The organism is Demequina phytophila (genome assembly GCF_000971135.1).
In the GTDB taxonomy this organism is placed as follows: domain Bacteria; phylum Actinomycetota; class Actinomycetes; order Actinomycetales; family Demequinaceae; genus Demequina; species Demequina phytophila.
The window spans coordinates 54,098-73,099 of record NZ_BBLW01000001.1; the positions used below are offsets into that span (position 1 = coordinate 54,098).

General features: G+C 71.9%; 19 protein-coding genes. 8 read left to right on the forward strand and 11 right to left on the reverse strand.

All coding sequences use genetic code 11. The features are described 5' to 3' along the window. Positions 1–29 precede the first annotated feature (29 nt). A complete protein-coding gene (locus tag AOM01_RS00260) occupies positions 30–539 on the forward strand; it encodes an adenine phosphoribosyltransferase (protein WP_062287310.1) in 510 nt (169 codons plus the stop codon). A gap of 28 nt (positions 540–567) precedes the next feature. Here AOM01_RS00260 and AOM01_RS00265 read toward each other — a convergent pair whose 3' ends face one another. The 4 genes from AOM01_RS00265 to AOM01_RS00280 form a co-directional block, all read right to left on the reverse strand. Continuing rightward, complete coding sequence (locus AOM01_RS00265) at positions 568–1,017, reverse strand: hypothetical protein (protein ID WP_062287313.1); 450 nt, start codon at positions 1,015–1,017, stop codon at positions 568–570. Beyond that, a complete protein-coding gene (locus AOM01_RS00270) occupies positions 1,014–1,436 on the reverse strand; it encodes a DUF4233 domain-containing protein (protein ID WP_062287316.1) in 423 nt (140 codons plus the stop codon). Before AOM01_RS00270 ends, AOM01_RS00265 begins: the two co-directional genes overlap by 4 nt. Next, positions 1,433–2,848: a bifunctional folylpolyglutamate synthase/dihydrofolate synthase gene (locus AOM01_RS00275; RefSeq protein WP_062287320.1), complete on the reverse strand. Its 1,416-nt coding sequence runs from the start codon at positions 2,846–2,848 to the stop codon at positions 1,433–1,435. The genes AOM01_RS00270 and AOM01_RS00275 overlap by 4 nt, the downstream gene beginning before the upstream one ends. Positions 2,849–2,918: 70 nt before the next feature. Next, the gene (locus AOM01_RS00280) at positions 2,919–4,382 is read right to left on the reverse strand and encodes a bifunctional folylpolyglutamate synthase/dihydrofolate synthase (RefSeq protein WP_228374164.1); all 1,464 of its coding nucleotides are present in this window, start codon (positions 4,380–4,382) and stop codon (positions 2,919–2,921) included. A 366-nt stretch (positions 4,383–4,748) separates the two neighbouring features. Here AOM01_RS00280 and AOM01_RS14535 point away from each other — a divergent pair, with 366 nt between their 5' ends. Continuing rightward, positions 4,749–5,411, forward strand: a complete 663-nt coding sequence (locus AOM01_RS14535) for a DUF2510 domain-containing protein (RefSeq protein WP_062287323.1) — start codon at positions 4,749–4,751, stop codon at positions 5,409–5,411. Here AOM01_RS14535 and cysM read toward each other — a convergent pair. Beyond that, a complete protein-coding gene (gene cysM, locus AOM01_RS00290; protein ID WP_062287325.1) occupies positions 5,401–6,342 on the reverse strand; it encodes a cysteine synthase CysM in 942 nt (313 codons plus the stop codon). The two genes, AOM01_RS14535 and cysM, sit on opposite strands and share 11 nt — an antisense overlap. 68 nt (positions 6,343–6,410) lie before the next feature. On the opposite strand from cysM, the gene AOM01_RS00295 reads away from it, so the two are divergent. After that, on the forward strand, positions 6,411–7,301 hold the full coding sequence (locus tag AOM01_RS00295; RefSeq protein WP_062287328.1) for an aminotransferase class IV: 891 nt from the start codon (positions 6,411–6,413) through the stop codon (positions 7,299–7,301). A gap of 131 nt (positions 7,302–7,432) precedes the next feature. Here AOM01_RS00295 and AOM01_RS00300 read toward each other — a convergent pair whose 3' ends face one another. After that, positions 7,433–8,257, reverse strand: coding sequence for a sulfurtransferase (locus AOM01_RS00300; protein ID WP_062287331.1), 825 nt, complete (start codon positions 8,255–8,257; stop codon positions 7,433–7,435). Between the two features lie 124 nt (positions 8,258–8,381). After that, positions 8,382–11,609, reverse strand: a complete 3,228-nt coding sequence (gene ileS, locus AOM01_RS00305) for an isoleucine--tRNA ligase (RefSeq protein WP_062287334.1) — start codon at positions 11,607–11,609, stop codon at positions 8,382–8,384. Between the two features lie 353 nt (positions 11,610–11,962). Between ileS and AOM01_RS00310 the strand changes: the two genes are divergently transcribed. The 5 genes from AOM01_RS00310 to AOM01_RS00330 all read left to right on the forward strand — a co-directional run bounded on the left by AOM01_RS00310 (position 11,963) and on the right by AOM01_RS00330 (position 16,159). Further along, a complete protein-coding gene (locus AOM01_RS00310) occupies positions 11,963–12,298 on the forward strand; it encodes a YciI family protein (protein ID WP_062287337.1) in 336 nt (111 codons plus the stop codon). 115 nt (positions 12,299–12,413) lie between these two features. Further along, on the forward strand, positions 12,414–12,788 hold the full coding sequence (locus AOM01_RS00315) for a VOC family protein (protein WP_062287342.1): 375 nt from the start codon (positions 12,414–12,416) through the stop codon (positions 12,786–12,788). Between the two features lie 18 nt (positions 12,789–12,806). Beyond that, on the forward strand, positions 12,807–13,208 hold the full coding sequence (locus AOM01_RS00320) for a VOC family protein (protein WP_062287346.1): 402 nt from the start codon (positions 12,807–12,809) through the stop codon (positions 13,206–13,208). Between the two features lie 37 nt (positions 13,209–13,245). After that, on the forward strand, positions 13,246–14,883 hold the full coding sequence (locus tag AOM01_RS00325) for a DUF885 domain-containing protein (RefSeq protein ID WP_062287348.1): 1,638 nt from the start codon (positions 13,246–13,248) through the stop codon (positions 14,881–14,883). 106 nt (positions 14,884–14,989) lie between these two features. Then, positions 14,990–16,159 (forward strand): PQQ-dependent sugar dehydrogenase, encoded by a 1,170-nt coding sequence (locus tag AOM01_RS00330; RefSeq protein WP_062287349.1) that lies wholly within the window; start codon positions 14,990–14,992, stop codon positions 16,157–16,159. Positions 16,160–16,542: 383 nt separating this feature from the next. Here the strand turns inward: AOM01_RS00330 and AOM01_RS00335 are convergent, their stop codons facing one another. From AOM01_RS00335 to AOM01_RS00350, 4 genes are all read right to left on the reverse strand, one after another. Then, a complete protein-coding gene (locus tag AOM01_RS00335; RefSeq protein WP_062287350.1) occupies positions 16,543–16,911 on the reverse strand; it encodes a DUF952 domain-containing protein in 369 nt (122 codons plus the stop codon). Between the two features lie 52 nt (positions 16,912–16,963). After that, positions 16,964–17,791 (reverse strand): hypothetical protein, encoded by an 828-nt coding sequence (locus AOM01_RS00340; RefSeq protein WP_156155759.1) that lies wholly within the window; start codon positions 17,789–17,791, stop codon positions 16,964–16,966. Further along, complete coding sequence (locus tag AOM01_RS00345; protein ID WP_062287352.1) at positions 17,788–18,420, reverse strand: DUF6318 family protein; 633 nt, start codon at positions 18,418–18,420, stop codon at positions 17,788–17,790. The genes AOM01_RS00340 and AOM01_RS00345 overlap by 4 nt, the downstream gene beginning before the upstream one ends. Before the next feature lie 102 nt (positions 18,421–18,522). Next, on the reverse strand, positions 18,523–18,999 hold the full coding sequence (locus tag AOM01_RS00350) for a methyltransferase family protein (RefSeq protein ID WP_062287353.1): 477 nt from the start codon (positions 18,997–18,999) through the stop codon (positions 18,523–18,525). Positions 19,000–19,002: the final 3 nt, after the last annotated feature.

Here is a 19,002-nt window from a genome sequence, read left to right on the forward strand (position 1 = left end):
CCCCGCGCCGGCCGTGCCAGGATGGTGCCGTGATCACGATCGACGACTTCGACACGTATCCCGACTTCCCCATCGAGGGGATCCTCTTCTACGACATCGCGCCGATCCTCGCGAGCCCCGAGCGCTTCCGCGAGGCCTGCATCCAGCTCATGCCCCCGACCGGTGCGACGGTCGACGTGGTCGCGGGCGTGGACGCGCGCGGCTTCATCTTCGCGCCCGTGGTGGCGCAGACCCTCGACGTGGGCATGACGATGGTGCGCAAGAAGGGCAAGATGCCCGGCGTCGACCTGCTCGAGTCCTCCGCGGAGATCGAGTACGGCGCGCGCGACCTCGCGGTCAGCGCCGGGTCGGTCGAGGGCAGGCACGTCCTGGTGATCGACGACGTCCTCGCCACCGGCGGCACCGCGCGCGCGGTCGCGGAGATGCTCGAGCGCGGCGGCGCGGCGTCGGTGCGCTTCAGCTTCCTCATCGAGATCGGCGAGCTGCCCGGTCGCGAGGCGCTCGAGGGCTACGACGTCACCTCCGTGGTGGTCGTCTAGCAGGGACGATGCCGCGGCCGGGGGCCGCTCAGCGGTTGCGGTAGCCGGCGGACCAGCGCACCGCGAGCAGCACCAGCGGCACCAGCACGAGGCCCGCGAAGGACACCTCGAACGCGACGAAGCCCTGGCTGATGGTCATGGGCAGCGGGTCGAGCGAGCGCAGGTAGCCGGCGTGCACGGCGATGCCGGTCACCAGGACCGCGCCCGCGACCACGATGAGCGACACGAGGAACCACGGCGGCAGCTGGCGCGTCTCGGGGTGCTCATGGAGGAACCTGCCCCACCGGTTGAGGGCGTAGAACACGGCCACGTTCACGAGCAGCAGCCCGGCGAACAGCAGCGCGTAGACCGCGGGCGACGGCCGTCCGAGGCCGGCGAACGCGTACAGCGACGCGTGCTCGAGCTGCCAGAACACGAGCGTGAGCCCGAGCATGCCGAGCGCCGCGGCGCCGCCCATGCGCCAGAGGAAGGCCTTCACGCGGTCTCGCCGCCGGCGGCGGCCTCGCCCGTGGCGGCCGCCGCCTCCGCAGCGGCGTCCCGCTCCGCCCGCTCGCGGTCGATGCGCGTGCCGAGCCGCACGCCCACGATCCACGTGAGCAGGAAGCACGCACCGATGATCGCGATGGTGGGCTCGATGAACCCGGCGACCAGCATGGGCACCTGGAGCGCCCAGCCCAGCCAGCGGCCCCACGGCTTGGCCTGCTGCCCGGCCGCGTAGCCGAACAGGACCACGAGCCCGAGCCCGCCTCCCCACAGCAGCCACCCGGACAGCGACACCTCGCCGGCCCGGTCCAGACCCCACAGCACCAGCACCGCGAAGATCCCGGCGAGCGCCTGGAGCGCGAGCACGGCCTGGCAGAAGATCAGCGCGGCGGAGCGCTGCGGACGCGCGCTCATCGGGCGCGCCCCTGGCCCTTGCGGCGGTCCGCGCCGGTGAGGATGCGGGTCTCGGCGACCAGCGTGATGGAACCCACCACGAGGACGCCCGCGCCCAGGTCGTTGTCGCGCTCGGCGCGCTGGACGGCGGCGTCGATCGCGTCCGGCACCGAGTCGGTGGCGGTGACGCGGTCCTCGCCGAACACCTCGATCGCGAGCCTCTCGAGCTCCTCGACCGGGATCGCGCGCGGCGACGGCGAGGCGGTCACCACCACGTGGGCGAGCGCGGGCTCGAGCGCCGCGAGGATGCCCTCGGCGTCCTTGTCGCTGAGGATGCCCACCACGCCGACGAGCGTCTCGAACGCGAACGACTCCTCGAGCGCGTCGACCATCGCGTCGATGCCATGCGGGTTGTGCGCCGCGTCGACCAGGATGAGCGGCGAGGTGCGCACCGCCTCGAGGCGGCCGGGAGAGCTCACCTGCGCGAAGCCGGCCTCCACCGCCTCCGCGGTGAGGGCGACGGGCTCGCCGCCGGACGCGAGCAGCAGCTCGACCGCGGTGAGCGCGAGCAGCGCGTTGTGGGCCTGGTGCGCGCCGTACAGGGGCACGAAGATCTCGGCGTACGTCGCGGCGGGCGTGCGCAGGGTGACCAGCTGGCCGCCCACGCCGGGCTGGCGGTCGAGCACCTCGAGCTGCGCGCCCTCCTCGCCCTCCTCGGCCTCCCAGTAGCCGCGCGCGCCCCGCTCGGCGAGCGCGCCCTCGAGCACCGGCACCACGGCGTCGGACTGGAGCGCGATCACGGTCGCGGCGCCGTCCTTGATGATCCCGGACTTCTCCGCCGCGATGTCGACCACGGAGTCGCCGAGCCACTGCTGGTGGTCCAGGCCGATCGGCGTGATGACGGACACCTCGCCGTCGACCACGTTGGTGGCGTCCCACACGCCGCCCATGCCCACCTCGACGATCGCGACGTCCACCGGCGCGTCCGCGAACGCGGCGAGCGCGAGCACGGTGAGCACCTCGAAGAAGCTCATGCGGGGTCCGCCCGCCTCGAGCGAGCGCGCGTCGACCATGTGGATGATGGGTGCGACGTCGAGCCAGAGTCGCACGAAGTCCTCGGGGCCGATGGGCTCGCCGTCGATCTGGATGCGCTCGCGCACGCTGGTGAGGTGCGGCGACGTGAACAAGCCGGTGCGCAGGCCCAGCTCGCGCACCAGCGACTCGGTCATGCGCGCGGTCGACGTCTTGCCGTTGGTGCCGGTGAGGTGCACCACGCGGTAGGCGTGCTGGGGGCTGCCCAGCAGGTCGCACGCGTCGCGGACGCGGTCGATCGTGGGCTCGAAGTCGTGCTCGGGGTTGCGGGAGACGATGTGCGCGTAGATCTCGCGCTCGGCCTCCTCGAGGCTCATGCCACCGAGGTCAAGGTCGGTCATGCGTCAAGTCTGTCACGACGGCGGCGAGGGACGATGCGGCGGCGACCGCCGCATCGTCCCACCGGACCGGTCAGGCCGGGACGGCGCCCTGGTCCCCCGCGTCCTCGGCGGGGCGAGGGGCCTCCTCGGCGGCGGCGACGACGGTGCGGGCGTCGACGGTGACGGGCATGTGGGTGGCCTGGAGGTGGCGGCGCGCCTCCGCGACGAGGGTGATGGAGCCGGCGACCAGCACGCCGGCCTCGCCCTGGGCCTCGGTCGCGAGGGCGGTCGCCATCTGGACCGCGTCAGGGACGGAGGCGGCGACGCGGACGCGGTCGGAGCCGAAGATGAGGCGGGCGCGCTCGGCGAGCACCTCCGCGTCGGCGGCACGGTGCGACCGGGTCTGGGTGATGACCACCTCGTCGATGAGCGGCGCGAGGCCGGTCAGGATGCCCTCCGCGTCCTTGTCGGCGAGCACCGCGACCACGCCGATGAGGCGGTCGAACGCGAACGTCTCCCGGAGCGTGTCGGCGAGCGCGGCGATGCCGTGCGGGTTGTGCGCGGCGTCGACGATGACGGTGGGCTCCGCGGAGACCACCTCCATGCGGCCGGGCGAGGTCGCGCCGGCGAAGCCGCGGGCGACGGCGGGCAGGCTGAGCGCGCGGGGCACGCCGGAGCCCATGAACGCCTCGCACGCGGCGAGCGCGATGAGGGCGTTCTGCGCCTGGAACTCGCCGTGCAGCGGCACGAACACGTCGACGTAGTTGCGGGCCGCGGTGCGCAGGGTGACCACCTGGCCGCCGGGGACCACGCGTCGGGTCGCGACGGACATGTGCGCGCCCTCCCAGAACACGGAGGCCTGGCGCTGCGCGGCCGCGGCGACGATGATCTGCGCCGCCTCGTCCTTCTGGAGCGCGCTCACCACGGTGGCGCCCGGCTTGATGATGCCGGACTTCTCGTGCGCGACGCCGGGCAGGCCGCCCACGAAGTACTTGTCGTGGTCGCGGGCCATGGGGGTGAGGACGGCGACGCGACCGTCGGCGACGTTCGTCGCGTCGCGCAGGCCGCCGATTCCGACCTCGAGGACGAGGGCGTCGACGCCGGCGTCGGCGTACGCGACGAATCCGAGGACGGTGAGGACCTCGAAGAAGCTCATGCGGGGACCGCCGCGCTGGATCGACGCCTGGTCGACCGCGTGGATCGCGGGCGACACCTGCTGCCACAGGCGCACCAGCGCGTCCTGGGCGAGCGGCGCGCCGTCGATCATGATGCGCTCGCGCAGCGTGGTGAGGTGCGGCGAGGTGAACAGCCCGGTGCTGAGGCCGTGGGCGCGCAGCAGCGACTCGATCATGCGGCTGGTCGAGGTCTTCCCGTTGGTGCCCGTCACATGGATGATGTCGAGCGAGCGGTGGGGGTCGCCCAGCAGCGACAGCGCCTGCGTGACGCGCAGGAGCTTGGCCTCATGGTCGGCCTCAGGGGTGCGGGCGAAGATGTGCGCGTCGATCTCGCGCTCGGCCTCGGAGAGGCTCAATTCGGGGAAGACATCCGTTGTCACGAGGGTCAATTGTGCGGCACGTTTCGGGGTGCTCGTGACACCCGGGTCCCGACTCGGTTCGGAAGCGCTCGAAACGCACATTTACCAGGCACTTCGCTATCTGAGCGGGCCCCGCACCGGGAGGCGCGCGACACGCCCGGAGGCGACACGCCGCACACCCCGCGGGAGCGCTCTCCGCGGACGGCGACGCGCCGCCGTCGCGCCGCCCCGGGCGCGGGCCGCGACCCGCCCGTTCCCCACCAATCGCACATTTCTGCACCTACCAGGCGACACGCACTTTCGGGACGTGTGAGAAATCCCCGTGACAGGCATCGTCCCCCGCTGTATCTTGTCCCGACGGTTGCCGCACATGCTGAGGGGGATTGCGTGACCGAGTCGATGGAGCCTGCGCGCGTCCAGCCGGTCGCCGGTTGGTACGTCGACCCGTTGGATGCGGGGGTGATGCGCTACTGGGACGGGTCGGGCTGGACCGCGCACGCGCGGCCGGTCGAGCCGGAGCCCGAGCCTGCGCCCGTCCAGCGTCACCGCGTCGGCATGGCGGCGGTGCTCGGCATCATCGCGTCCACGCTGCTGCTGGGCATCGCGCTCGTCACCATCGCGGCCATCGCGCAGCGGGAACGCATGGCCGAGCCGACCGCGCCCGACCCGGGCGCGGTGGCCTCGCCGTCCACGCAGGCCGCCACCGACGACGCCGACGACGCGAAGGCGCTGATGCGTCGGGCGCGCGTGGACCTCGACGAGCTGGGCGTCACCATCGTCGCGGCCCTCCTCGAGGACCCCGAGGCTCAGGTCCAGGTCGCGGAGATCGCGGGCGACTACCTGGTGCTCACGGACGGCACCCCCTACGCGACCATCGACGCGTCGAACGGCGTGGAGCTCGGCGGATTCGTCCCGGGCGGGGCCGACGCGTTCTGCGTCTGGGTGGAGATGCCCGCCACGGACCGCGCCGCGCATTGGTCGCCGCTGGACGCGACCCTGGCCTCCGGCACGCTCAAGCGGGCGGGCGACTGCGCCGCGGTCACCGGCTGACCGGCTCGCCCCTCTCGACGCCCTGCTCCGCGCTCTCGAACAGAGTGGTCGACAGGTAGCGGTCGCCGCGGTCGCACGCGATGAACACCACGGTCGCGGTCGGCTCCTCGGCGGCGATCTCGAGCGCGACGGCCGCGGCGCCCCCGCTGCTCATGCCCACCAGCAGGCCCTCGCGGCGCGCGAGCGCACGCGTGGTCTCGACCGCGGCCTCCTGGGTGACGGTGCGGACCTCGGCGATGTGCGTGGGGTCGAACACCGCGGGCAGGTATTCGGGCGACCACGCACGGATGCCGGGGATCGCGGCGCCGGGCGCGGGCTGCACGCCGATCACCTTGACGTGCGGCGCGAGCGTGTGGAGCCCGCGCGACAGTCCCGTGACGGTGCCGGTGGTGCCCATCGAGGACACGACGTGCGTCACGGTGCCGTGGGTCTGCTCCCAGATCTCGGGCGCGGTGCCGTGCTCGTGCGCGACGGGGTTGGCGGGGTTCGCGAACTGGTCCAGGCGGATGGCCCCGGTGTCGCGCGCGATCCGCTCGGCGACGTCGCGGGCGTGCTCCATGCCGCCCTCGCGGTCGGTCTCGACCACCTCCGCGCCGTACGCCGTCATCGACAGCGCACGCTCGCGCGAGGATCCCGCCGGCATGACCAGGATCATCCGGTAGCCCTTGACGGCCGCCGCCGCGGCGAGCGCGATGCCGGTGTTGCCGCTGGTGGCCTCGACCAGCGTCGAGCCGGGGGCGATGCGCCCGTCGCGCTCCGCGGCGTCGATCATGGAGAACGCCGGGCGATCCTTCACCGAGCCGGCCGGGTTGTCACCCTCGAGCTTCGCGAGCACCAGCCCGGAGCCGGGCGCGGGCAGTCGCTGGAGGCGCACCACCGGGGTGCGCCCCACGAGGTCGGCGATGGTCGGGGGCGTGTAGCGCGCGGTCATGACCCCATGATGCCCATCTCCCCCGGCTCCGGCCCAGTTCCCGCGCTACGGTGACGGAGGAGGTGCTCATGCCCGCTCTCGTCCTGTGCGGCGGACCGGCCGCCGGCCAGCCCGGTTCCGCGGCCCGCCTGCTCGACCCCGCCACGCCCATCGTCCTGGCCACGGACGGGGGCCTCCAGCGCGGCGACGGCGTCTTCGAGACCGTGGGCGTGCACCACGGTCGCATGCACGACCTCGAGCCGCACCTCGAGCGCCTCGCGCAGTCCGCGGCCATGCTCGACCTGCCCGCGCCCGACCTGGGCGAGCTGCGAGACGCGATCGCGCTGGCCGTGCGGACCATGCTCGCCGGCGAGCCGTCGACGCCGCCCACCGCGCTCGCGAAGGTGATCTACACGCGGGGACCCGAGCACGGCGCGGGCGCGGGCCGTCCCACCGGCTTCGTCTACGCGGACGTCTTCCCGGACGTGACGCGCCAGCGCACCGAGGGCGTGAGCGTGATGACGCTGTCGCGCGGGTACGCGCGCGGCGTCGGCGAGTCCGCGCCGTGGCTGCTGGCGGGCGCGAAGACGCTGTCCTACGCCGTGAACATGGCCGCCGAGCGCCACGCCAAGGCGCGCGGCTACGAGGATGCGATCCTCACCTCCACCGACGGCTACGTGCTGGAGGCGCCGCGCGCGAGCGTGCTGGTCCGGGTGGACGATGCGGTGGTCACCCCCGCCGCCGAGGGCGGGCTGCTCCACGGCACGGCGCAGCGCGCGGCGTTCGCGTCGCTCGAGGCGCGCGGGTTCGCCTGCGAGTACCGGGACGTCACCGTGGCGGAGCTCGACGCGGCGGAGCAGGTGTGGCTCACCGACTCCGTGCAGCTGCTGCGGCCGGTGCGCGAGATCGACGGGCGCATGCTCGTGGTGGACCGCGCGCTCACCGACGGGGTGAACGAGGACCTCCTCGCGGCCCCTTAGCGCTCCCGAGCGCCTCTCCACACACATCTGGCGCTGATCCACCAGGACCCCGCGATGTGAACGCACACCTGCACGCCGCGGCGCGGTTTCAGAGTGCCTCGTGTGGATCAGCACCCGCCAGCCGACAACGGTCAGGCGCCGGTCGCGACCTCGCGGCCCTGGTGCGCCCACTCCGACCACGAGCCCGGGTACAGCGCGGCCCGCACGCCCGCGATCTCGAGCGCGGCGATCTGATGCGCCGCGGTCACGCCGGAGCCGCAGTACACGGCCACCTCGGTGGCGGGATCCACACCCAGCCCGGCGAAGCGCTCCTCGAGTTCGGCGCCGGACAGGAACAGGCCCGAGGCCGCCACGTTCTCGCTGGTAGGTGCGTTGATCGCGCCGGGAATGTGCCCCGCGACGGGGTCCATCGGCTCGACCTCGCCGCGGAACCTCTCCCCCGCCCGCGCGTCGAGAAGGAGGCCGCGCGCGGGCCAGGCCGCGGCATCGTCCGCCTCGATCGCCGGCATCCCGTCCCAGCCGAGCGTCACCCTGCCCGGCGCGGGCGCCACCTCGCCGGTCTCGACCGGCAGGGCCGCGAGCACCCACGCCGCGAACCCGCCGTCGAGGATCCGCACGTCCACTCCGGCATGCCGCAGCAGCCACCACGCGCGCGCGGCGCCGAAGCCGTGGCCCGCGTCGTAGACCACCACGGCGTCGCCGTCCTCGAGGCCCCACCGGCGCGCGGCCGCCTCGAGCGCGTCTCGCGGCGGCAGCGGGTGGCGGCCGCGCCTCGGGTCGCCGATGTCCGCGAGCTCGGTGTCGAGGTCCACGTACACGGCGCCAGGGAGGTGCCCGGCGGCGTGGTCGGCGAGGCCGTTCGGCTGCGCGAGCGACCAGCGCACGTCGAGCAGTCGAGGTGGGGCGGACGATGCGAGGGCCGCGTCCAGCTCGGATGCGGAGATCAGCACGGTCATGGTTTCCTCCTCGGCGCGCTTCGCTCAGCACGGTATCGAATCCGACACCCCGACGGATCGAGGCCGGAGCCTGCGATCGCCGGGGTGTCGCGCGCGAAACCGTGCGGAGCGAACTGGCGGACGGTCAGGCCTTGGCCACCCGGACGGACTGGTCGCCCTCGGACACGTGAACCTCCACCGCGAGCACCTCGCCCGCGATGAGCTCCTGGTGGGTCGCGACGGCCTCCGCGCGCTCCGCCGGCACCGTCAGCGTGAGCACGATCCTGTCGGACACGTTGAGACCCGCGGACTTGCGCTCGTCCTGGATGGCGCGGATGAGGTCGCGCGCGAAGCCCTCGGCCTCGAGCTCGGGCGTGATATCGGTGTGCAGCAGCACGAACCCGCCGCTCGGCAGCACCGCCGCCGTGACGTCCGCGGACCCGATCACGGTCTCGAGCTCGTACTCGCCCTCGACCAGAGCGATGCCTCCGGACACCACCTGACCCGACGCGTCCGACCAGTCGCCGGTCTTCGAGCCCTTGATGGCCGCCTGGACGTCCTTGCCGATGCGCGGGCCGGCCGCGCGGGCGTTGACGGTGAGGCGACGCTCGACGGGGTTCGCGTCGGTGAACGCGGACACGGTGACCAGCGACACGGCCTTGACGTTGAGCTCCGACGCGATGAGGCCCGCGTAGTCCTCCAGCGCCTCCGGAGCGGACACCGCCACCTCGAGCGCGGTGAGGGGCTGCCGCACGCGGATCTGACGTGCCTTGCGCAGCGCGTGCGCCGAGGACACCACCTCGCGCACCTGGTCCATCACCTCGCCCAGCGAGTCGTCGGCCCACGCGGCGGGCGCGACCGGGTAGTCGGTGAGGTGAACCGACCGCTCTCCGGTCAGGCCCCGGTAGATCTCCTCGGAGATCAGCGGCAGCAGCGGCGCCGCGAGACGCGTCAGGGTCACGAGCACCGTGTACAGCGTGTCGAACGCGTCCTGGTCCTCGTCCCAGAAGCGGTCGCGCTGCGTGCGGACGTACCAGTTGGTGAGCAGGTCCATGTAGACGCGCAGCGACTCCGACGCGCCCGGCACGTCGAACGCCTCCATCTGCGCGGTGACCTCGGTCACCAGGTCCGCGGTCTTGGCCAGCACGTACCGGTCCATCACGGGCAGCGCGGCGACCCGTGCATCGTCCACCTCCACGCCCAGGACCCCCTCGCCCGACCGGGCGGCACCCGCGTAGAGCGTGAAGAAGTAGTACGTGGACCACAGCGGCAGCAGCACCTGGCGGACGCCCTCGCGGATGCCCTCCTCGGTGACGATGAGGTTGCCGCCGCGCAGGATCGGCGAGGACATGAGGAACCAGCGCATCGCGTCGGAGCCGTCGCGGTGGAACACCTCGTTGACGTCCGGGTAGTTGCGCAGCGACTTGGACATCTTGCGGCCGTCGGAGCCGAGCACGATGCCGTGCGACACGCACGTCTTGAACGCCGGGCGGTCGAACAGCGCGGTCGCGAGGACGTGCATGACGTAGAACCAGCCGCGCGTCTGCCCGATGTACTCGACGATGAAGTCGGCCGGGTTGTGCCCGTCGAACCAGTCGCGGTTCTCGAACGGGTAGTGCACCTGCGCGAACGGCATCGAGCCCGAGTCGAACCACACGTCGAACACGTCGGGGATGCGGCGCATGGTCGCCTTGCCGGACGGGTCATCCGGGTGGGGCCGGGTGAGGTCGTCGATGAAGGGACGATGCAGGTTCGGCTCTCCCTTGTCGTCCAGCGGGACGCGGCCGAAGTCCCGCTCGAGCTCCTCGAGCGAGCCGTACACGTCGGTGCGCGGGAAGGCCGGGTCGTCAGAGACCCACACCGGGATGGGCGTGCCGAAGTACCGGTTGCGCGAGATCGACCAGTCACGGGCGCCCTCGAGCCACTTGCCGAACTGGCCGTGCTTGATGTGCTCGGGCACCCACGTGATGTCCTCGTTGAGCTCGACCATGCGGTCGCGGAACTGCGTCACGCCGATGAACCACGAGCCCACGGCGCGGTAGATCAAGGGGTTGCGGCAGCGCCAGCAGTGCGGGTAGCTGTGGTCGTACGTCTCGTGACGCAGGACGATGCCCGCCTCCTTGAGGTCCGCGATCACCTGCGGGTTCGCGTCGAAGACCTGCTGGCCCTCGTACTGCGGGAACTCCGACGTGAAGCGGCCCTTGGAGTCGATCGGGATGACGGGCTCGATGCCGGCCTCCTGGCAGGCGATCATGTCGTCCTCACCGAAGGCGGGCGCGAGGTGGACGATGCCGGTGCCGTCCTCGGTCGACACGTAGTCGGCCGTGAGGACCTGGTGGACGTTGTCGCGGTCCGCGTACGTGGAGAACGGCGCCCGGTAGCGGCGGCCGGTGAGGTCGCGGCCCAGCACGGTGCCGACGATCTGGGCGTGCTCGGGAGCGGGGACCTCACCCTCGGGCGCGAGCGCGCCCAGCTCACGGGCGTACGCGCCCACGCGGGCCTTGGCGAGAACGATGCGCGAGCCCGCGAACGCGGACTCCGAGCCCGGCTCGACCACGGCGTACTCGATCTCCGGGCCCACCGCGGCGGCGAGGTTGCTGGGCAGGGTCCACGGCGTGGTGGTCCACACGATGAGGCTCTCGCCCGACGGGCGGCCGAACTCGTCGAGCAGCGGGAACAGCACGGTGAGGGCGGGGTCCTGGCGCATCGCGTAGACGTCGTCGTCCATGCGCAGCTCGTGGTTGGACAGCGGGGTCTCGTCGCGCCAGCAGTACGGCAGCACGCGGAAGCCCTCGTACGCGAGGCCCTTGTCGTACAGCGACTTGAAGGCCCAGATGACGGACTCCATGAAGGTCACGTCGAGCGTCTTGTAGTCGTTCTCGAAGTCCACCCAGCGCGCCTGGCGGGTGACGTACTGCTCCCACTCCTTGGTGTACTTCAGCACCGACTGCTGGCACGCGTCGTTGAACGCCGCGATGCCCATCTCCTCGATCTGCGACTTGTCGGTGATGCCGAGCACGCGCTCCGCCTCGAGCTCCGCGGGCAGGCCGTGCGTGTCCCAGCCGAACCGACGCTCGACGCGCTTGCCGCGCATGGTCTCGAAGCGCGGCACCACGTCCTTGGCGTAGCCGGTGAGCAGGTGGCCGTAGTGCGGCAGGCCGTTGGCGAACGGCGGTCCGTCGTAGAACACGAACTCGTTGTTGCCGTCCTCGGTCTGCGCGGGACGGTTGTCGATCGACGCCTGGAACGTCTTGTCCGCCTCCCAGTACGCGAGCACGTCCGTCTCGATGGACGGGAGGTGCGGCGACGGCGGCACCTCGGCGCGCGTGTCACGGTCGGGGGTGCGGTGAAGGGGATAGCGCGCGGCGGTCATGCGGTCCTCTGCGGTGGTCCAGTGTCTCGACTGCGAGGACGCCCCGCCCCGAGGGACGATGCGCGGTACCACCCCGCTTGCCGCTCACCCGGGTGGGTGGACGACCGCTCGTAGTCGCTGTGACGGGCTGCCCGTGCGGTTCTACTGGGGCCGAGGCCCGTTCTTCCGCAAGCTCACCGGTGATGGCCGGGTCGACGCTGCTGCGAGGAAGTCTACCCGTGCGCTCCCAGGACCGTCACCCCGCGGCAGCCAGTCGCCCACCGCAACCCGACCGCCCGACCTGCGCGGCGCATCGTCCCGTCGCAGACTGGAACGGAACCCGACGACGGCGCCGGGCGGAGAGGGAGCGGACCATGCCCAAGTACGTGTTCATCTATCACGCACCCCCGATGCCGGCGGATGCCGAGCCACCCGCGCCCGAGCAGGTCCAGGAGATGATGGACGCCTGGTACGGCTGGGCGCGGAGCGTGGGAGACGGCCTGATCGACCTCGGCACGCCGCTGTCCGGCGGCGTCCGCGTCACCCCCGACGGCGTCGCCATGTCGGACCTGCAGGTCGCCGGCTACTCGATCCTCGAGGCGGACAACCGGGACGCGGCGGTCGCGCTCGCGCAGTCGCATCCGCACCTCGGCATGGCCGACGGCTGCGTGATCGAGGTCCACGAGGCGGAGCCGCTCCCGGGCAGCTGACGCCGCCCGCCCCGCCGCCCAGCGAACACGCACGCCCGGGCGCACACTGAATGAAGTGCGGCGTTGCGCTGCGCGCCCGACGCCGCGCGTCCCCGCAGGCGCGCCGGAGGCCACCATGCTCAAGGACAACGTCGCGACCGCGTGCTTCTCGACGGACTCGATCGCGAAGACCAAGGAGTTCTACGTCGACACGCTCGGCATCCCGCTCTTCATGGAGCAGGAGGACACCGTGGTGCTTCAGTTCGCCGACGGGACCCGTGCGCTCATCTATCTCAAGGAGGACCACGTCCCCGCCGCCCACACGGTGCTCGTGCTGTCGGGCAAGGACGTCGCCGCGGAGGTCGCGGACCTCAAGGCCAAGGGCGTCACGTTCGCCGACCTCCCGTACACGGACGAGGACGGGATCGCGCGCGACGAGAACATGCCGCCGACTGCGTGGTTCCAGGACCCGGCCGGCAACTGGATCGCCGTCGGCGAGATGCCGGCCTGACCCCGCGAGGAGACGCACATGCTCAACCAAGGGACCGCCTTCGGTAGCTTCTCGACGGACTCGGTCGAGAAGGCGCGCGACTTCTACGGCAGCACGCTGGGCCTCGACGTGAGGTACTACAACGACGAGGGCATGGGGCCCATGCTCCGCCTCATGCACCCCGGCGGCGGCACCACGCTCGTGTACGAGAAGGCGGACCACACGCCCGCCTCGCACACGGTCCTCAACTTCGCGGTCGACGACTTCGAGTCCGCGGTCGAGCAGCTCAAGGGCAAGGGCATCACGTTCGAGAAGCTCGAATGGACCGACGAGGACGGCATCGCGCGCGACCCCGAGGGCCGCATGCCCGCCACCGCGTGGTTCCGCGACCCGGCCGAGAACTGGATCTGCCTCATGGAGGCCGACGGCATCGACGAGTGACGACGCACCAGGGACGATGCGCGGGTAGCGTGCTCGCATGACCGACCTGACCGCGCTCGCCGACGAGTACTACGCCTACGCGATGTCCCTCAGCCCGCTCGACCTCATGTGGGACGGGCGGCTCGAGCATCTCGCGGAGTGGAACGACGTGTCCGTCGAGGGACGCGCCGCCGCGCACGAGCGGCTCATGGCGTTCGCGCGTGCCGCCGAGGCGATCGACGTGGGCGCCGACCTGCAGGCGCTCGCGCTGCGCGACTCGGTGGCGTCGCACGCCCGCTCCTCCGCGCTGCACCTCGGGTGGGAGCCCGAGCTGCTCCACCTCAACCCGACCATGGGCGCGTGGGAGAACGTGCTGTCCTTCATCGACGCGTTCCCCCTGCGCTCCGCGGAACACGGCGAGGACTACCTCACCAAGCTGCGCCACCTCCCCCGCTTCCTCGACGACCTCATGGACGTCGCCGAGGACGCCGCGGCGGAGGGCCGGGTCGCGCTCGAGCGGCACCTCCTCGACACGGCACGCTCGGCGGAGGGATACCTGCGCGACGCGCACGCGGGCGACGACCGCCTGCTCGCGCAGGCACCGCCGAGCGAGGTGGACGATGCGGCGGCGGCCGCGTGGGTCGCGGAGCGTGACCGCGTGGTCGCCGAGGTGGTCCACCCGGGCGTGGCCCGCTTCGCGGACAGGCTGCGGTCGCTCGCCGATCGCGGGCTGCCGGACTCCACACCGGGGCTGGTGCACCTCGCGGGCGGCGCCGCGGTGTACCGCGACCGCATGTGGTCGCACCTGCAGCTCGACGTGACCCCTGAGGAGGTCCACCGGCTGGGGCTCGACACCGTGGCGCGGCTCGAGGACGAGTACCGGCAGATCGCGGGCCCGCTGCTCGGGACCACGGACATCACCGAGATCTACGCGCGCCTGCGCGACGACGAGTCGCTCCGGTACACGCGGGCCGAGGACGTCATCCGTGACGCGGAGGCGGCGCTGGCCCGTGCCGAGGAGGCCGCGCCGGCGTGGTTCGCGCGGCTCCCCCGGTCGCGGTGCGTGGGTCACGCGACGGACTTCGGAGCGATGGCGTACTACTCGGCGCCCGTGCCGGAGACGGGCAAGGAGGGCGACTTCTTCTTCAAGACCTCCGACCCGCACGCATGGGCGACCTACGAGCTCGAGGCGATCGCGTATCACGAGGCCGTTCCCGGCCATCACCTGCAGTGCGCGCTTCACGCGGAGGACGAGTCGCTTCACCGGGTCCAGCGCGAGTTCGGGTCCACCGCGTACGGCGAGGGCTGGGGCCTCTACACCGAGCGCCTCGCCGACGAGATGGGCCTGTACACCTCGGACCTGTCCCGCGTGGGCATGCTGAGCGCGGACTCCCTGCGCGCGTGCCGCCTGGTGGTCGACACCGGCATCCACGCGGTCGGCTGGAGCCGCGATCAGGCGATCGATTACTGCCTCGCGCACTCGCCGCTGGACCGCCACCACGTCGAGCAGGAGGTCGACCGCTACATCGGGCTGCCGGGCCAGGCGCTCGCGTACATGGTCGGACGGCTCGAGATCCTCGCGATCCGTGCGGAGGCGGAGCGCCGGCCCGGCTTCGACATCCGCGCGTTCCACGACGCGGTGCTCGGCTACGGGGCGGTGCCCCTCGCGACCCTGCGGCGGCTCGTGCTCGGGTGACCCGAGCATCGTTCCCCTGGGCGGGCGGTACCCCCCGGGGTAGGCACATTGTTATGAGAGTGTCAATTTTTACAACCTGGTGAGGCGTGCCTACCCTGGTGCGGTTATGTCGCTCCGCCCTCGCATCGCCGCGCTCGCCTGCCTGATCCCGCTCACGCTGTCCGCGTGCTCGTCCAGCTCGGACGGCGAGCCGACTCCCAGCGCGTCCCGGATCATCTCCGGCACCACGCCGACCGCGTCCGAGGCGCCCGCGGCACCGACCGAGATCGGCGGCGCGGCCACCGCGACCGTGACCGCGCAGGACGTGGTCGCGACCGGCCTCGACGCGCCGTGGGCGGTCGAGCCGATGGCGGACGGCTCGCTCCTGGTGACCGAGCGCGACACCGCCTCGATCAAGCGCGTGCGCGCGGGCGTAGCGACCACCCTGAACGGACCCGGCGCGGAGGCGCTCCGCGGCATCGTGGCCAAGAAGGGCGAGGGCGGGCTGCTCGGCCTCGCGGTGCTGTCCGGCGACACCACCTACGTGTACGCGTACGTCACGCGCGCGAAGGACAACGCGGTGGTCCGCATGCAGCTCACGGGCGACCTGCTGGGCCAGCCCACCGCGATCGTGGAGGGCATCCCGGCCGCGAAGAACCACGACGGCGGCCGCATCGAGTTCGGCCCCGACGGCTACCTGTACATCGCGACCGGCGACGCGTCGCAGCCGCAGACGGCGCGCGACACCGGTTCGCTCGCCGGCAAGATCCTGCGCGTGGTCGCCAAGGGCGGTCCGAAGGACGGGCGCGCCGCTCCGGAGAATCCGTGGGCCAACCGTGTGTGGTCGATCGGCCACCGCAACGTCGAGGGCCTCGCGTTCGTGGCGGACGGGCGCCTCTATGCGAGCGAGCTCGGCCAGGACGCGTGGGACGAGCTCAACCTGGTCGTGGGCGGCTGCGACTACGGCTGGCCGGACTCCGAGGGTGAGGACGGGCTCCCCCTCGATGGCGTGACCGGGCCGGTCGAGACGTGGTCCCCCGACGACGCCTCGCCGTCGGGCCTCGCCGCGACCCACGAGGCGCTCTACATGGCGTCGCTCAAGGGCGAGCGCCTGTGGCGCATCCCGCTCACCGCTGACGGCACCGGCGAGCCCGAGGTGATCCTCGACGGGGTCGGGCGCATCCGCGACGTCGCGGTCGGCATCGACGGCAACCTCTACGTCGCGACGAACAACACCGACGGGCGCGGCGAGCCGCGCGAGGGCGACGACCGGATCCTGCGGCTCACCGTCGAGTAGGGCGGAGCTCGCGTCGGTTGGCGGGCGCCGATGCCTGACATCCCACCTCTGGCCTGCGACGGAGTGCCGGGTTTCGGCGCGAACGGGTCTGGCGTGACTCGGGTCGGCGCCGTGCTCCGAGCCCGTGGCACACCGGGTCCTGGCGAGGGTTCGCCTCGCACCACGCGGTGCTCGCATCGCACCCTGGGCGTTTTCATGCACATTGGGCACGGCGAAAGCTCCGCGCGCTCACGTGGGCCCTCGCATCGCGTGCGATGTACGCGCGAAGTGCCTAGTACAAGTCCGTCACGATCGAGGATCGACCGCTCACGGCCCCACGCCCCTGCGCAACGTGCATGAAAACGCCGAGCGTGGAGACACGTGCGCGCCCCGCGCGACGCGGGTCAGATCGGGTCCGGCAGGAGCCCCGAGAAGTCGTGCCGGCCGTCGGAACCGAACGGCACCGGTGTGGCGCTGACGATCGCGTCTCGCGGGATCGGACCGTAGAGGTGCGGGAACGCGTCCCCCGCCTCCGGCACCTCCTCGAATTCGACGCGGGCACCCACCTTGGCCGGGTCGATGCGCAGGATCACGACGTTGCGTCCCGCGTAGAAGGCGTCCGCGACGCCCTGGACCTGTCGGGCGAGGCTGAGATGGATGAAACCCTCGTCCTCGAGCGTGCGGCCGATGGTCGACTCCGTGTACGGCTCCGTTGCCGTCGGGTCCCATTGCTCGGCGAGGGCGAGGTGGTAGACGTGGGGGATCTCGAGCATGCCCCCAGCGTGGCACTGGTCGCACCCGGATGCTGGGCGGCGCTCGGCGAGTTCAGCCGAGCGGACCGTCCACCAGCACCGCGCGCGGGTGCAGCACCTCGAGCGCCACGCCCGGCGAGGTGGTCGCGATGGTCGTGTCGAACGGGCTCCAGGTCCCGCCGCCCGCGCGCCACTCCCCCGACCACGTGGTGGTCAGCGTGACCGTCGCCGCATCGAGAGAGCGCCCATACGCGTGCGTGACGGTGGCGTTCGGATACGGAGCTCCAGGGTCATCCGTGGTGGTCTCCTCGCCATCGCCCCAGGTCCACGTGTAGTTCGCCGGCGTGGCGCGGATCTCGACTTCGGCTCCCAGGAGGATCGCGTTGTGGAAGCGCTGCGAGTCATCGGCGATGGCGATCGTGGGTACCGTCGCGTAGACGACGCCGGTGCCGGGCTGCAGGCTCATCTCGCTGGGCTCGGGTCGCAGCTCGGTCCACTCGCGCTCGATCAGCGCGAACAGGTCCTGTTCGTTCGGGCAGGTGTACCAGGTCGCCACCTGCCATCCGGTCCAGACGCCGTCGATGAGCTCGCGCCACCACGTCGGCAGGAGCGGCGTCATGCCGGCCTCGCACTCGGGCAGCTCTCCGGCCGCGAGGGGCGAGCAGTTCTCGTTGTCGGCGGTCTGTGGGGTTCTCCCGGCGCACGCGGGTGTGCGCAGCCACTCGATGGTGCGGCCGCTGGATGTCGAGGTCACTCCGCCGTTGCCCTCATCGACTTCTTCGAGCGCAGCGTTGACCTCGAATTCGCGCTCGCCCGCGCGAGCATCCAGATCTCCCAGTTCCTCCGGCATTTCGACGGTCAGCAACGCCGCGAACACGGCGGCGAATATAGCGGCCGTCATGAGTCTTCGCTCGCTACGCCACCGATCAACCATTGGTCGGCGACGAGCACTAGGCGAACGCCATATGTGACGCCACCGGGGCGGCCCACGCGAGTAGTGGTGCCGTCCGATTGAGTAACTTCGGCCTTGCTCAAGCGCGTTTCCAGTAGGACCGTCGCGGTGTCGTCACCAGTCATCGACCCTTGCGTCTGCCGATCCTCGACGACGATCTCGCCGCCTTCGTAGAGCCAACCTTCGTCCCGCACGCGCTCGGCGTTCTCGATCCCCTTCGCGCAGTACTCACACCCCTCGGCCGACAACGCCTCCCACACCCGCGTGTCCCCGGTCTGAAACATGGGCGCGTACTGCTCGAGGAAGAACGTCGCCGTCATCATCGCGCCGTACACGTCCGACCGCTCCGCGCCCTCGGGCATCATCGCGAGCAGCTCATCATTCGTGAGCGCGGTCGCGGACGGAGACGGCGACGGCGACGCGGAAGGCGAGGGCGACTCAACGGCCACCACCGTCGGCGACTCGGTCACGATGGGCTCGGCATCGGCCGTGCAGCCCGCGAGCGCGGCACACAGGCCGGCGGTCACAGCCGCCGCGAGCGCTCCGCGCGCCACCCGCCCCCCGTGGATGCCCCCCATGAACCGAAGATAACGGACGAAACACCCTGGCAGAAGGGCTGGCGCGACGGCGGTGGAAAAGCGCCCGCATCGGCGGGCGCCGAGCCCCCGACCAGAATCGCCCTAGGAGGCCCGCCGCTTGCCGAGCCCGGGAAGGAACTTCCCGGTGCGCGCCGCGTACTCGGCATACCCGGGGTACGTGGACACCAGGAACCGCTCCTCGACCCGGGTCTTCGCATCGAAGAATGCCGCGAGCACCACGCACAGCACCAGCGTCCACAGCTTCCCGGACCCCACGGCGAGGCCGAGCGCGACCACGACGATCGCCGCGTACATGGGGTGGCGGACGTATCCGTAGATCCCGCCCGCGGCGAGGCCCGCCCCGTTGGGCGTCGGCATCGGAGTGAGCGCGCGGCCCAGGTCCTTGCCGGACCAGAACATCCCCAGCAGGCCCAGCAGCACCAGCGTGCTCCCGAGCCACAGCGAGCCGTCGACGCCCGGCCCCGGCAGCAGCGCGGTCAGCCCGACGGCGAGGAACAGGAGCCCCTGCAGCCCGACGAGTGTGAGGCCCAGGAGGCGCCCGCGTGCAGGTGACGACATCGT